The 14,223-nt window shown below is 69.6% G+C and carries 14 protein-coding genes; 12 read left to right on the forward strand and 2 right to left on the reverse strand.

All coding sequences use genetic code 11. The features are described 5' to 3' along the window. The first annotated feature begins 35 nt into the window (after positions 1 to 35). Both ACGFI6_RS30900 and fxlM read left to right on the forward strand, forming a co-directional pair. Complete coding sequence (locus ACGFI6_RS30900) at positions 36 to 533, forward strand: MarR family winged helix-turn-helix transcriptional regulator (RefSeq protein WP_393124760.1); 498 nt, start codon at positions 36 to 38, stop codon at positions 531 to 533. Positions 534 to 535: 2 nt separating this feature from the next. Continuing rightward, on the forward strand, positions 536 to 1,705 hold the full coding sequence (gene fxlM, locus ACGFI6_RS30905) for a methyltransferase, FxLD system (protein WP_393124762.1): 1,170 nt from the start codon (positions 536 to 538) through the stop codon (positions 1,703 to 1,705). Here the strand turns inward: fxlM and ACGFI6_RS30910 are convergent. Next, positions 1,665 to 2,522: a hypothetical protein gene (locus ACGFI6_RS30910; protein ID WP_393124764.1), complete on the reverse strand. Its 858-nt coding sequence runs from the start codon at positions 2,520 to 2,522 to the stop codon at positions 1,665 to 1,667. The two genes, fxlM and ACGFI6_RS30910, sit on opposite strands and share 41 nt — an antisense overlap. A 138-nt stretch (positions 2,523 to 2,660) precedes the next feature. On the opposite strand from ACGFI6_RS30910, the gene efp reads away from it, so the two are divergent. Together efp and nusB are read left to right on the forward strand one after the other, a co-directional pair. Continuing rightward, entirely contained in the window at positions 2,661 to 3,224 is a 564-nt protein-coding gene (gene efp, locus ACGFI6_RS30915) for an elongation factor P (protein WP_393124766.1), read from the forward strand. Between the two features lie 28 nt (positions 3,225 to 3,252). Beyond that, a complete protein-coding gene (nusB, locus tag ACGFI6_RS30920) occupies positions 3,253 to 3,663 on the forward strand; it encodes a transcription antitermination factor NusB (protein ID WP_393124768.1) in 411 nt (136 codons plus the stop codon). A 175-nt stretch (positions 3,664 to 3,838) separates the two neighbouring features. Here the strand turns inward: nusB and ACGFI6_RS30925 are convergent, their stop codons facing one another. Further along, the gene (locus tag ACGFI6_RS30925; RefSeq protein ID WP_167209756.1) at positions 3,839 to 4,354 is read right to left on the reverse strand and encodes a transcriptional regulator; all 516 of its coding nucleotides are present in this window, start codon (positions 4,352 to 4,354) and stop codon (positions 3,839 to 3,841) included. A 202-nt stretch (positions 4,355 to 4,556) separates the two neighbouring features. Between ACGFI6_RS30925 and pyrR the strand changes: the two genes are divergently transcribed. Genes pyrR through pyrF form a run of 8 tightly spaced genes read left to right on the forward strand, consistent with a single transcriptional unit; the run spans position 4,557 to position 14,214 of the window. Further along, the gene (gene pyrR / locus ACGFI6_RS30930) at positions 4,557 to 5,150 is read left to right on the forward strand and encodes a bifunctional pyr operon transcriptional regulator/uracil phosphoribosyltransferase PyrR (protein ID WP_393124770.1); all 594 of its coding nucleotides are present in this window, start codon (positions 4,557 to 4,559) and stop codon (positions 5,148 to 5,150) included. After that, the gene (locus tag ACGFI6_RS30935) at positions 5,147 to 6,082 is read left to right on the forward strand and encodes an aspartate carbamoyltransferase catalytic subunit (RefSeq protein WP_393124772.1); all 936 of its coding nucleotides are present in this window, start codon (positions 5,147 to 5,149) and stop codon (positions 6,080 to 6,082) included. The genes pyrR and ACGFI6_RS30935 overlap by 4 nt, the downstream gene beginning before the upstream one ends. Continuing rightward, positions 6,079 to 7,371, forward strand: a complete 1,293-nt coding sequence (locus ACGFI6_RS30940) for a dihydroorotase (RefSeq protein WP_393124774.1) — start codon at positions 6,079 to 6,081, stop codon at positions 7,369 to 7,371. The genes ACGFI6_RS30935 and ACGFI6_RS30940 overlap by 4 nt, the downstream gene beginning before the upstream one ends. Then, positions 7,368 to 7,853: a hypothetical protein gene (locus tag ACGFI6_RS30945; RefSeq protein ID WP_393124776.1), complete on the forward strand. Its 486-nt coding sequence runs from the start codon at positions 7,368 to 7,370 to the stop codon at positions 7,851 to 7,853. The genes ACGFI6_RS30940 and ACGFI6_RS30945 overlap by 4 nt, the downstream gene beginning before the upstream one ends. Next, entirely contained in the window at positions 7,850 to 8,983 is a 1,134-nt protein-coding gene (gene carA, locus ACGFI6_RS30950) for a glutamine-hydrolyzing carbamoyl-phosphate synthase small subunit (RefSeq protein WP_393124778.1), read from the forward strand. Before ACGFI6_RS30945 ends, carA begins: the two co-directional genes overlap by 4 nt. Then, complete coding sequence (gene carB / locus ACGFI6_RS30955) at positions 8,983 to 12,288, forward strand: carbamoyl-phosphate synthase large subunit (protein ID WP_393124780.1); 3,306 nt, start codon at positions 8,983 to 8,985, stop codon at positions 12,286 to 12,288. Before carA ends, carB begins: the two co-directional genes overlap by 1 nt. Next, on the forward strand, positions 12,281 to 13,354 hold the full coding sequence (locus ACGFI6_RS30960) for a quinone-dependent dihydroorotate dehydrogenase (RefSeq protein WP_393124782.1): 1,074 nt from the start codon (positions 12,281 to 12,283) through the stop codon (positions 13,352 to 13,354). The genes carB and ACGFI6_RS30960 overlap by 8 nt, the downstream gene beginning before the upstream one ends. Next, a complete protein-coding gene (pyrF, locus tag ACGFI6_RS30965; protein WP_393124784.1) occupies positions 13,351 to 14,214 on the forward strand; it encodes an orotidine-5'-phosphate decarboxylase in 864 nt (287 codons plus the stop codon). Before ACGFI6_RS30960 ends, pyrF begins: the two co-directional genes overlap by 4 nt. Positions 14,215 to 14,223 lie beyond the last annotated feature (9 nt).

Consider the following 14,223-nt stretch of genomic DNA (forward strand, 5'->3'; position numbering starts at 1 on the left):
CTCACCGCTAAACGATCGGGCGTTACGCTGGACGAATGGCAGATCACGTCGACCTGGTGCTCGAGCAGTGGCGCGAGCAGCGGCCCGACCTGGATGCCGCTCCGGTCGGCGTCATCGGACGGGTCAACCGGCTCGGCGCGCTGTTCGACGCCGAGCTGCGCCGGAGCCTGGCCGCGTACGACCTCGATCGTCCCTCGTTTGACGTACTGGCGACGCTGCGCCGCAGCAACGCTGAGCACAGCCTGACCCCGGCCGGTCTGATGCACGCGTCGATGGTGACCTCGGGTGCGATCAGCCAGCGGCTGGACCGGCTGGAGGCACGCGGTCTGGTCACCCGATCTCCGAGCGAGACCGACCGCCGCGGCGTACAGGTGACGCTGACACGTCAGGGGCTCGACCTGATCGACAAGGTGCTGCCGGCCCACGTCGACACCCAGTCCCAGCTCCTCGCCGGGCTTTCGGCCGCCGAGCGCGATCAGTTGGCCGGACTGCTGCGGGTGTTGCTGGAGTCTCTCGGGGACAAGCGGGACTGACCGTGACAGGCGCCGACGCAGACACGCTGCGGTCCGCCCTCGTCCAGCACCTGGTGGCCGCTGGGACCCTCAGCGACGAGCGGGTCGCCGCCGCGTTCCAGGCCGTACCGCGGCACGTGTTCGTACCCCATGTGCCGTTGGAGGTCGCGTACGCCGATGACGTCGTGCCGATGAAGCAGAACCGGGCCGGCGTGCTGACGAGTTCGGTGTCGCAGCCGAGCATCGTTGCGCTGATGCTGCAGCAGGCCGCGGTCCGGCCGGGGGACCGGGTGCTAGAGATCGGCTCCGGCGGGTACAACGCGGCGCTGCTGCGGGAGCTGGCCGGTCCGGACGGTGCGGTCACCACGGTCGACATCGACGCGGACGTGACGGACCGGGCGCGGACGTTCCTCGACAAGGCCGGGTACGCCGACGTGGACGTGGTCCGGGTCGACGGCGAGTTCGGGGAGCCGGGGCGGGCGCCGTACGACCGGATTGTGGTGACGGTCACCGCGTGGGACATCGCGACCGCTTGGTGGCGGCAGCTGCGGCCGGAGGGCCGGATCGTTGTACCGCTGCGGGTGCGGGGGCAGACGCGGTCGGTCGCGTTCGACCTGGTGGGGGAGCACCTGGAGAGCAGGTCCACCACGATGTGCGGCTTCGTCAGCATGCAGGGCGTTGGTGCGCACTACGAGCGGCTGGTGCCGCTGGACGACGCGAGGCTGACGTTCGACGAGGACCAGGAGGGCGAGCCGCACCCGGAGAAGGACGTACTGGAGCTGCACCGTGAGCAGCTGTGGTCAGGGGTGCAGCTGCAGCGCGAGGAGCCGTTGCTCGACCTCTACCTCTGGCTGGCGTGCACGCTGCCTGGGTACTGCATCCTGAACGGCGCGGAGTGGTCCTGGGTGGCAGCGGTCGCTACAGCTGACAGCGTCGCGTACGTGTCCACGCGGGCCGGTCGGGACGAGTCACATGTAGAGCTGGGATGCAGCGCCCATGGCCCGGACGCCGGTGCGCTGATGGAGTCAGTGGTCGACCAGGTGCGTACGTGGGACGCCAAGCAACGTACAGGTCCCGGGCCGACGTTCCAGGTGCATGCTGCGGGTGCTGAGCTACCGGCGGGCTTTCACATCGCCCGGCGGCACAGCTACATCACTGTGCAGTGGGAGGACCGGGCTGAGGCGGATTGCTGACGGTCTGCCAGAGCTCCTCGATGTCGGACCGGTCCTCAGGCTCGGGCTTGTCCACCCAGCCGCTGGCCCAGACGTTCTCCTCGCGGTCGTCCAGGTTGAAGATCGACTCCGAGAACGCCGCAGAGCCGACGTACCGCTCCTCGCTGGGATCGGTGTCGTCCACCGTGCCGGAGTCGTTGTCAGGTCCGGCAGAACGCTGCGGTGCGACGAGCGAGCGTGCGTACTGCTGCGCCTGCAGGATGCCGAGCTCGCGCTCCTCGCTCAGCAGCCGGACCGCGCCGACCTCGTTGCCGGCGTTCATCAGCTCGCGTACGCGGGCGTCCAGGTCCTGCGACGGCGCGGGAAGGTTGTTCTGCGGCGGGCGGTGCGCGGGGGGCTGGTACGGGCCCGGGTTGTACTGCATGGGGTACTGAGCCGGCTGGAACTGGGCAGGGGCCTGATAGACACCAGCGGGCGGGTACGGCGTGGTTGCTCCAGGCTGTGTCGGTGCCTGACCCGGCGCACTCCACTCACCCGGCCGGGGCCCCTGCCGACCGTTCTGCATGAGGCTCTGGAGGATGGCGGCCGCCTGCTGACTGCCCTGCGGGCTCCCCGACTGACCCGGCTGAGGAGCAGGCCGTGGTCCGCCCTGTCCTGCGGCCTGGGTGTACTGCCCCTGGAACTGGATCGGCTGGTTGCCGCCCTGCTGCGCCTGGATCCGCTCCATCATCGCCTGGACGCGGGCGTTCGCCTTGCCGTTCCCGCCGGACTGCTGCTTGGCCTTGTTGATCAGGCCCACCACGATCATCACCACGACGAAGATCACGAACCCCGTCATCAGCCGGCCTCCTGACATGTCGATCGACGACCTGGTCCACCAGCCTACGGGCCGCCAGGGTCCGCCGAATCGGAGGAACCCCGTCCAGACCGCTACAATCCGGTGTTACCTCTGATCGATTTCGAAGGGCATACCCGCGTGGCATCGACGAACGACCTCAAGAACGGCATGGTGCTCGACCTGGACGGGCAGTTGTGGTCCGTCGTCTGGTTCCAGCACCACAAGCCGGGCAAGGGCGGCGCCGTCGTCCGGACCAAGCTGAAGAACGTGTTGTCCGGCAAGGTGGTGGACAAGACCTTCAACGCCGACGTGAAGGTCGAGGTGGCCACCGTCGACAAGCGCGACATGACCTACCTGTACAACGACGGTTCGGCGTACGTGTTCATGGACAAGTCGACGTACGACCAGCTCCAGATCCAGCCCGAGGTGGTCGGCGACGCCACCCACTTCCTGCTCGAGAACCAGGACGCGATCGTCGCGGTCCACGACGACCTTCCGCTGTACGTCGAGCTCCCGGCCTCGGTCGAGCTCCTCGTCGAGTACACCGAGCCCGGCCTGCAGGGCGACCGCTCCAGCGGCGGCACCAAGCCGGCCCGCCTGGAGACCGGGTTCGACATCCAGGTGCCGCTGTTCCTGACCACCGGCGAGAAGGTCAAGGTGGACACCCGGACCGGGGACTACCTCGGCCGCGTCAACTCCTGATCGACGCAACCTTTAGGGACAAAAGAACATGTCTGCCCGGAGCAAGGCCCGCAAGCGCGCCCTCGACGTGCTGTTCGAGTCCGAGGTCAGGGGGCTGCCGGTCGGCGGCACCCTGGCCGACCGGGTGTCCGACAACGACCCGCCGGTCAACGAGTTCACCGTGGCGCTGGTCGAGGGGGTCGCGAAGCACGCCGAGCAGATCGACGAGCTGCTCGAGACACACTCGGTCGGCTGGACGCTGGACCGGATGCCGGCCGTCGACCGGAACATCCTCCGCATCGGCACCTACGAGCTGCTGTACGACGACCAGGTGCCGGACGTGGTCGCGGTGAGCGAGGCGGTCGCCCTGGCGCGGGACCTGTCCACTGACGAGTCCCCGACGTTCGTGAACGGCCTGCTGGCCAGGCTGCTGCAGCTGAAGCCGACGCTGGGTCTCTGAAACGGGCCTCTAGAAAGCTGCCAGGGATCGAGGGGGGCGAGCCCTCTCTGCCAAGGCCCGGTGACCGTCTCGGTACGGTCCCGGGCCCTACTTGTGCTTCCCCGTGGATGAAGCAAGGCGGGCGGCCGCGGGCCAGCTGCTACAAGCCCCGACCGTCAATGCCAACGCCCACGAATCAGGCGCCGGCGGCCTCGGACGAATCCTCGACGTCACCCTTCGCCTCGGGGTTCAGGACTCCCCAGGAGATGAAGCGCTCGGTCAGCGTCGTCGGCGACTCGTCGTAGATCACCGCGAGCGTGCGCATGTCGTCCTGACGGATCGACAGCACCTTTCCGTTGTAGTCCCCGCGCTGAGCCTGGATCGTGGCCGCGTACCGCGTCAGCGGACCGGCCTCGCTCGCGTCGAGGTGTTGCAGGGCCTCCAGGTCGAGGATCAACCGGGGAGGAGCGGCAGCCGCAGCGGCCGCGCTGGCGTTTCCTGGGAGCAGCTCACGGATGGGCACGCCGTAGAAATCGGCGAGCTCCGCGAGCTTCTGGACCGTGACGGCCCGATCGCCGCGCTCGTACGAGCCGACGACGACCGCCTTCCAGCGACCCTTGGACTTCTCTTCCACGCCATGCAGCGACAACCCTTGCTGCTGGCGGATGGCGCGCAACTTGCCACCCAGTGTCTTCGCGTATTCGCTAGGCACGCTGGTTCTTCCCTCCGACTAGTTCGTCATCCGGGGTGCCGTAACACCCCGGTTCGGTGAACCCCCCTCGATTACACAGAGTAACAATATTCCGGAGCGTAGGCCAGCGTCAAGACGGCGTGTCACATTCGGTATGATGTCAAGCGGTCCGAACGTCCTTTAAAGACCTGTCCAGAGAGGCAGGAAAGGAGGAACGGTAGCGATGAGCCCTGCCCAGAGCGCAGAGCAACCCGAGGTCACCAGGCCGCTGCAGCGTGGCAGCCGCGAGGTCCTCGACGCTTCCGACATTTCCCGGGCACTGACCCGGATAGCCCACGAGATCCTCGAGCGGAACCGCGGCGCCGACCCGGTCGTCCTGCTCGGCATCCCCACCCGCGGAGTCCCGCTCGCGCAGCGCGTCTCCGCCCGGATTCAGGCCGTCGAGGGGCAGAGCGTACCGACAGGGTCACTCGACGTGACCATGTACCGCGACGACATCGGCCTCAAGCCACCCCGCGGCCTGGAGCACACCGACATCCCGGCGGACGGGATCGACGGCAAGGTCGTCGTGCTCGTCGACGACGTGCTGTTCTCCGGCCGGACGATCCGCGCCGCGCTGGACGCGCTCGGCGACCTCGGCCGCCCGCGCGCCGTCCAGCTCGCGGTCCTGGTCGACCGCGGCCACCGCGAGCTGCCGATCCGCGCCGACTACGTGGGCAAGAACCTGCCCACCTCACTCGTGGAGCGCGTCACAGTGCACCTCGACGAACTCGACGGCGAGGACGCGGTGCTGATCGCGGACAAGGGGGAGAAGTGAAACATCTGCTGAGCGCCGGTGACCTGAGCCACGACGAGGCCCAGCTGATCCTCGACACCGCCGAGGAGATGCGGTCGCTGGCCGACCGCCCGATCAAGAAGCTGCCCGCGCTCCGTGGGCGGACCGTGGTGAACCTGTTCTTCGAGGACTCCACCCGGACCCGGATCTCGTTCGAGGCGGCCGCCAAGCGGCTGTCCGCGGACGTCATCAACTTCTCCGCCAAGGGCTCCAGCGTGAGCAAGGGGGAGAGCCTCAAGGACACTGCACTGACGCTGCAGGCGATGGGTGCCGACGGCGTCGTCTGCCGGCACGGCTCGTCGGGTGCGCCGCACCTGCTGGCCAAGTCAGGCTGGATGACCGGCTCGGTGGTGAATGCCGGCGACGGCACCCACGAGCACCCGACCCAGGCGCTGCTGGACGCGTTCACGATGCGCCGGCACCTCGGCTCGCTGGAGGGCCGCCGGATCACGATCGTCGGCGACGTCCTGCACTCGCGGGTCGCCCGGTCGAACGTGCTGCTGCTCTCGACGCTCGGCGCCGAGGTGACCGTGGTCGCTCCGCCGACGCTGCTGCCCGTCGACATGACGAACTGGCCGTGCGCGACGTCGTACGACCTCGACGGCGCCCTGGCGAAGACCGACGCCGTGATGATGCTGCGGGTGCAGCGCGAGCGGATGAACGACGCGTTCTTCCCGAGCGCCCGCGAGTACACCCGCCGCTACGGCCTCGACCGGAACCGGATGCGCCAGCTGCCGGACGAGGCGATCGTGCTGCACCCCGGCCCGATGAACCGCGGCATGGAGATCAGCGCCGAGGTCGCCGACTCCACCCGCTCGGTGATCGTCGAGCAGGTCACCAACGGCGTGGCGATCCGGATGGCCGTGCTTTATCTGTTGTTGTCAGGCAGTAGCGAAGAGGAGCAGAACGCGTGAGCGCATACCTGATCACCGGCGCGAGCATCGTGGGCGGTGCGGTGGCGGACCTGCTGATCGACGACGGCGAGATCGTTGCTGTCGGCACCGACGTCGCCAAGCCGGCGGACGCGGAGACGATCGACGCCACCGGGCTGGTCGCGCTGCCGGGGCTGGTCGACCTGCACACGCACCTGCGCGAGCCCGGCCGCGAGGACGCCGAGACGGTCTTCACCGGCACCCAGGCCGCTGCCAAGGGCGGCTTCACCGCGGTCTTCGCGATGGCCAACACCGACCCGGTCGCCGACACCGCCGGTGTCGTCGAGCAGGTCTGGAGGCTCGGCCGCGACGCCGGGTACGCCGATGTGTACCCGATCGGCGCGGTCACGGTCGGCCGGAAGGGCACCCAGCTCGCGGAGCTCGGCGCGATGGCCGACTCGGCAGCGCGGGTCCGGGTCTTCTCCGACGACGGCGACTGCGTCTGGGACGCCGCGCTGATGCGCCGCGCGCTCGAGTACGTGAAGGCCTTCGGCGGCGTGATCGCGCAGCACGCGCAGGAGCCCCGCCTGACCCAGGGCGCCCAGATGAACGAGGGCGCGCTGTCCGGCGTTCTCGGTCTGACCGGCTGGCCGAGTGTCGCCGAGGAGGCGATCATCGCCCGCGACATCCTGCTGAACGCGCACGTCGGCTCCAAGCTGCACATCTGCCACCTGTCCACCAAGGGCTCGGTCGAGATCGTCCGCGCCGCCAAGCGCCGCGGGCTCGAGGTGACCGCCGAGGTCACGCCGCACCACCTGCTGCTGACCGAGGACCTGGCCGCCTCGTACAACCCGGTCTACAAGGTGAACCCGCCGCTGCGTACCAAGGCCGACGTCGAGGCGGTCCGCGAGGGCCTGGCCGACGGCACCATCGACATCGTCGCCACCGACCACGCGCCGCACCCGGTCGAGGACAAGGACTGCGAGTGGAGCGCGGCCGCGCCCGGCATGACCGGGCTCGAGACGGCGCTCAGCGTCGTCCAGCACGCGATGGTCGACACCAAGCTGCTGACCTGGGACGAGATCGCCGACCGGATGAGCTACCGCCCGGCCGCGATCGGCCAGTCGGCCGAGCACGGCCGTCCGCTCGAGGCGGGTGCTCCGGCGAACATCGTGCTGTACGACCCGCGTGTCGAGCAGACCGTCGTACCGGACACCTCCGTGTCGTTGTCGCGGAACACACCCTTCGAGGGGATGACCCTGCCGGGCAAGGTGGTCGCGACGTTCCTCCGCGGCCGGCCGACCGTCCTGGACGGTGAGCTCCTCCAGTGAGGGCCTTCCTCGGCATCCTCGGCACGCTGCTGATCCTGGCGGCGGGCTACTTCGGCATGTACCGGGGCTGGCGCAACCGCCAGTCCCGGCAGGCCGACCTCGCACCGTTGCCCGCGGTGCCTGCGGACGACACGCGCGGCGTCGAGGGCGTGTACGTCGCGACGACCAGCGCCGGCGACTGGATGGACCGGATCGCCGTGCACGAACTGGGCGTCCGCAGCACCGCGGACCTGGCCGTCAGTGCGGACGGCCTGATCTTCCACCGGCAGGGCGCGGCGGATGTCTTCATCCCCGTGGACCACCTGACCGGGGTCCGGACCGACCGTGGCATCGCCGGCAAGGTGACCGCGGAGAAGTCCGGCCTCGTGGTGGTCACCTGGACCCATGACGGCCGCGACCTCGACACCGGCTTCCGCCCGCGTCGCAAGGCCGACACCGCCGCCCTGACCGCATCCATCTCGACCTTGATCGGAGCACCATGAGTCAGCCCGCCCAGACAGCGGCATTGCTCGTCCTCGAGGACGGCCGGGCGTTCGCCGGTACGTCGTACGGGGCGACCGGTGAGACGTTCGGCGAGGCGGTCTTCAGCACCGGCATGACCGGGTACCAGGAGACGCTGACCGACCCGTCGTACCACCGGCAGATCGTCACCCAGACTGCACCGCACATCGGCAACACCGGGATCAACGACGAGGACGACGAGTCGCAGAAGATCTGGGTCGCCGGGTACGTCGTGCGGGACCCGGCCCGCGTCCCCTCGAACTGGCGCGCCACCCGGTCGCTCGACGACCAACTGAAGGCGCAGAACGTGGTCGGCATCGCCGGGATCGACACCCGCGCGCTGACCCGGCACCTGCGCGAGCGCGGCGCGATGCGGGCCGGGATCTCCACCGAGATCCTGGACCCGGCGGAGCTGCTGACCAAGGTCCTCGAGCAGCCGCCGATGGTCGGCGCCGACCTCGCCACCGAGGTCACCACGAACGCGTCGTACGTCGTCCCGGCCGAAGGCGAGAAGCGGTTCACCGTGGTCGCGCTCGACCTCGGGATCAAGTCGATGACGCCGAAGCGGATGTCCGAACGCGGCATCGAGGTGCACGTGCTGCCGGCCACCGCGACGCTGGAGCAGGTCCTCGCGGTGAACCCGGACGGCATCTTCATGAGCAACGGCCCGGGCGACCCGGAGACCACCGAGCACCCGACCACGCTGCTCAAGCAGCTGCTCGAGCAGAACAGGCCGTACTTCGGGATCTGCTTCGGCAACCAGGTGTTCGGGCGCGCGCTCGGACTCGGTACCTTCAAGCTGAAGTACGGGCACCGCGGCATCAATCAGCCCGTGCTGGACCGCGCCACCGGGAAGGTCGAGATCACCGCGCAGAACCACGGGTTCGCGGTGGACGCCCCGCTGGACGGCCCGGTCGAGACGCCGTACGGGACGGCTGAGGTCAGCCATGTCTCGCTCAACGACAACGTCGTCGAAGGACTCAAGCTCACCGGCAAGGACGGCCGGGTGCTGGCGTTCTCAGTGCAGTACCACCCGGAAGCGGCGGCCGGTCCCCACGACTCGGCGTACCTGTTCGACCGCTTCGTAGAACTGATGGAGGGGCGGGCCTGATGCCACGTCGTACAGACATCGACTCGGTCCTGGTGATCGGGTCCGGCCCGATTGTGATCGGCCAGGCCTGCGAGTTCGACTACTCCGGGACCCAGGCCTGCCGGGTGCTCCGCGAGGAGGGCTTCCGGGTCGTCCTGGTGAACTCCAACCCGGCCACGATCATGACCGACCCGGAGTTCGCCGACGCGACCTACGTCGAGCCGATCACGCCGGAGTACGTCGAGAAGGTGATCGAGAAGGAGCGCCCGAACGCGCTGCTCGCCACCCTCGGCGGCCAGACCGCGCTGAACGCGGCGATCGCGCTGCACGAGAACGGCGTCCTGGAGAAGTACGGCGTCGAGCTGATCGGCGCGTCCGTCGACGCGATCCAGCGCGGTGAGAACCGGGAGTCGTTCAAGCACATCGTCGAGGGGCTCGGCGCGGAGGTCGCGCGCTCGGTCATCTGCCACACGATCGACGACGTGATGGGCGCCGCGGACCAACTCGGGTACCCGCTGGTCGTACGGCCGTCGTTCACGATGGGCGGCGTCGGCAGCGGGATGGCCTACGACGAGGCGGACCTGCGCCGGATCGCCGGTGCCGGGCTGCAGGCCTCGCCGACCACCGAGGTGCTGATCGAGGAGTCGATCCTCGGCTGGAAGGAGTACGAGCTGGAGGTGATGCGCGACAAGGCCGACAACGTCGTGATCATCTGCTCGATCGAGAACGTCGACCCGATGGGCGTGCACACCGGCGACTCGATCACGGTCGCGCCGGCGATGACGCTGACCGACCGCGAGTACCAGATCATGCGGGACCTGGCGATCGGCATCATCCGCGAGGTCGGCGTCGACACCGGCGGCTGCAACATCCAGTTCGCGGTGAACCCGGCGGACGGCCGGCTGATCGTGATCGAGATGAACCCGCGGGTGTCCCGTTCGTCCGCGCTGGCGTCGAAGGCGACCGGCTTCCCGATCGCCAAGATCGCGGCGAAGGTTGCCATCGGCTACACGCTGGACGAGATCCCGAACGACATCACCAAGCAGACCCCGGCCAGCTTCGAGCCGACGCTGGACTACGTCGTGGTGAAGGTGCCGCGGTTCGCGTTCGAGAAGTTCCCGGCCGCGGACGCCACGCTGACCACGCACATGAAGAGCGTCGGCGAGGCGATGGCGATCGGCCGGAACTACACCGAGGCGCTGCAGAAGGCGCTGCGCTCACTGGAGAAGCCGGAGGCCCGGTTCTCCTGGGCCGGTCAGCCCGCCACCGAGCTGGAGCCGCTGCTCGAGGGCATCAAGACGCCGCACGACGGCCGGTTGCGCGACGTCATGGACGCGATCCGGGCCGGAGCCTCGCCCGAGCAGATCTTCGACGCGACGCACATCGACCCGTGGTTCGTCGACCAGCTGTACCTGCTCCACGAGACCGCGCTGCAGGTCGCGGCCGCGCCGCGGCTGACGCCCGAGGTGATCAAGCTCGCCAAGCGGCACGGGTTCTCGGACCTGCAGCTGGCCGAGATCCGCGGGCTCACCGAGGACGTCGTCCGCGGGGTCCGGCAGGCGCTCGGGATCCGCCCGGTCTACAAGACGGTCGACACCTGTGCGGCCGAGTTCAAGGCGGAGACGCCGTACCACTACTCCTCGTACGACGAGGAGTCCGAGGTCGCGCCCCGGACCGAGCCGGCGGTGCTGATCCTGGGTTCCGGGCCGAACCGGATCGGCCAGGGCATCGAGTTCGACTACTCGTGCGTGCACGCGTCGATGGCACTGCGCGGGGCCGGCTACTGCACGATCATGGTGAACTGCAACCCGGAGACGGTCTCGACCGACTACGACACCTCCGACCGGCTGTACTTCGAGCCGCTCACCTGCGAGGACGTGCTCGAGATCGTGCACGCCGAGCTGCAGGCCGGACCGGTCGCGGGCGTGATCGTCCAGCTCGGCGGCCAGACGCCGCTCGGCCTGGCGCAGCGGCTCGCGGACGCCGGCGTACCGATCGTCGGCACCTCGCCGGAGGCGATCCACCTCGCGGAGGAGCGCGGCGCGTTCGGCAAGGTGCTCGCGGACGCCCAGCTGCCGGCGCCGAAGCACGGGACCGCGATGTCCGCCGAGGAGGCGCACGACGTTGCCGCGGAGATCGGGTTCCCGGTGCTCGTCCGGCCGTCGTACGTGCTCGGCGGCCGCGGCATGGAGATCGTCTACAGCTCTGCCGAGCTGACCGCGGCGCTGGACCGGTTGAGTGCGGGCTCGGGCTCGTGGGAGCACCCGGTGCTGATCGACCGGTTCCTGGACGACGCGGTGGAGATCGACGTCGACGGGCTGTACGACGGGAACGAGCTGTTCCTCGGCGGCGTGATGGAGCACATCGAGGAGGCCGGCGTGCACTCCGGCGACTCGTCCTGCGCGCTGCCGCCGATCACCCTCGGGAACGCGGACATCGAGAACATCCGCCGCTCCACCGAGGCGATCGCGCGGGGCGTCGGCGTCCGCGGCCTGCTGAACGTGCAGTACGCGCTGGCCGGCGACGTCCTGTACGTACTGGAGGCGAACCCGCGCGCGTCCCGGACGGTGCCGTTCGTGTCGAAGGCGACCGCGACGCCGCTCGCGAAGGCGGCCGCCCGGGTGATGCTCGGCGCGACGATCGCCGAACTGCGCGCCGAGGGAATGCTGCCGGCCGAGGGCGACGGTGGCACGCTGCCGCCGACGACGCCGATCGCGGTCAAGGAGGCCGTGATGCCGTTCAACCGGTTCCGGACCATCGACGGCGCGTCGGTCGACACCGTGCTCGGGCCGGAGATGAAGTCGACCGGCGAGGTGATGGGCATCGACGACACCTTCGGTACAGCGTTCGCGAAGTCGCAGGCGGGTGCGTCGCAGCCGCTGCCGGCCGACGGGAAGGTGTTCGTCTCGGTCGCGAACCGGGACAAGCGGCACATGATCTTCCCGGTCAAGCGGCTGGCGGACCTGGGCTTCCAGATCTTCGCGACCGAGGGCACGGCCGACGTGCTGCGGCGCAACGGGGTCGAGGCGGTCACGGTCCGCAAGAGCAGTCAGGGCCCGGGCCCGAACGGTGAGCCGACGATCGTGCAGATGGTCCAGGACGGCGAGCTGAACCTGATCGTCAACACGCCGATCGGGATCACCCAGGGCGGTTCGCCGCGGATCGACGGGTACGAGATCCGCAGTGCGGCGGTGGCACGGAACATCCCGTGCATCACCACCGTGCAGGGGCTCGCGGCCGCGGTCCAGGGCATCGAGGCCCAGCGCGCCGGCGACATCGCGGTCCGTTCGCTGCAGGACTGGGTGCCCAGGATCCACGGTGCCTGAGGTCTCCGTGCGGCGCAGGCGGTCGGCGTACGAGAGGGTTGTGCGGCCGGTGCTGTACCGGTTGGGGCGTGGGGATGCGGAGGTCGCGCACGAGCAGACGCTCGCCGGCCTCCGGCTCCTCGGCCGCGTCCCCGGCGCCCCGCGCGCCGCGGCCCGGCTGTACGGCGCGGCCAAGGCTGCGACGCCCCGGACCGTCTTCGGCGTCCGCTTCCCGTCACCAGTGGGCCTCGCGGCGGGGATGGACAAGAACGGGATCGCGCTGCGTGCGTGGCCGGCGCTCGGCTTCGGGTTCGTCGAGGTCGGCACCGTCACCGCGCATCCGCAGCCGGGAAACGAGAAGCCACGGTTGTTCCGCCTCGTGGAGCACGAGGCGGTCATCAACCGGATGGGCTTCAACAACCTCGGCAGCGAGGCGCTCGCCGGGCGACTGGCGGCGTACGGCGACCTCGGCTATCCGCTCGGCATCTCGATCGGCAAGTCGAAGGTCACCCCGCTCGAGGACGCGGTCGAGGACTACGTGACGTCGCTGAGCCGGCTCTACCGGTACGGCGACTACTTCGCAGTCAACGTGTCGTCGCCGAACACACCCGGCCTGCGTACGCTGCAGGACGCCGGGCACCTGCGTGAGTTGCTGACCGCGCTGCACGCCGAAGCGGCCGCGTTGACCGTCGCCGGTCTCGACCCGAAGCCGATCCTGGTCAAGATCGCTCCGGACCTGACCACGTCCGCGATCGACGAGCTGCTCCAGGTCTGCACCGGCACCGGCGTCGCCGGCATCATCGCCACCAACACGACCATCGGCCGCCCGGGCGTGGAGGCTCATCCGCTCGCCCAGCAGGCCGGCGGCCTGTCCGGCCGCCCGCTGGCCGAGACCTCGGCGAAGGTGGTCGCGCACATCCACAACGAGACCGGGGGAGCGTTGCCGATCATCGGCGTCGGTGGGATCGTGGACGCCGCCGACGCGACCCGCCTCTTCGACGCCGGCGCGAGTCTCGTCCAGGTGTACTCAGGACTGATCTACCGTGGACCGGGCCTGGTCCGGACCATCAACAGGAGCTTGCCATGAGCAACCAACCCTTGGGGAGCGAGATGCGTAACAAGCCGTTCGGCGCCCGGCTCCGGGCCGCGATGGACACCCGTGGTCCGCTGTGCGTCGGGATCGACCCGCACGCGCACCTGCTCGACGCCTGGGGCCTCCCGGACACGGCCGAGGGCCTGGCATCGTTCACGTACGGTGTCGTGGACGCCCTCGCCGACCAGGTCGCGGTGTTCAAGCCGCAGTCCGCGTTCTTCGAGCGGTTCGGGTCGGCCGGGATCGCCGTTCTCGAGCAGGCGACCGTCCGGCTGCGGGAGGCCGGTGCGGTGGTGATCATCGACGCGAAGCGCGGCGACATCGGTACGACGATGGCCGGCTACGCCTCGGCGTACCTGGCCGAGAAGGGGCCGCTCGCGTGTGACGCCCTGACGGTCAGCCCGTACCTCGGGTTCGGGTCGCTGCAGCCGGCGATCGACGAGGCCCGTACGGCGGGCGCCGGGCTGTTCGTGCTCGCCCTGACGTCGAACCCTGAGGGTCCGCAGTTCCAGTCGGCCCGGACCGCGGACGGCTCGACCGTCGCCGGTGCGGTGCTCGACGGCCTGCGCGCGCTGAATGCCGACGCCGAGGGGCTCGGTTCGTTCGGTGCGGTCGTTGGCGCCACCATCAGTGCGACGGACGAGAACCTCGACATCAACGGCCCGCTGCTCGCCCCCGGCCTCGGCGCCCAGGGCGGCACGGCCGAGGGCCTCGCCAAGGTCTTCGGTACGGCGGTCCGCAATGTTGTCCCGTCCAGCTCCCGCGAGATCCTCGGCGCGGGCCCGGACGCATCCGCGCTGAAGGACGCCGCTGCGCGGACCAACGACGCGTACCGGACCGTCCTCGGATACTGACCTTCATCG

This window comes from Kribbella sp. NPDC048928, from assembly GCF_043197975.1.
In the GTDB taxonomy this organism is placed as follows: Bacteria; Actinomycetota; Actinomycetes; order Propionibacteriales; family Kribbellaceae; genus Kribbella.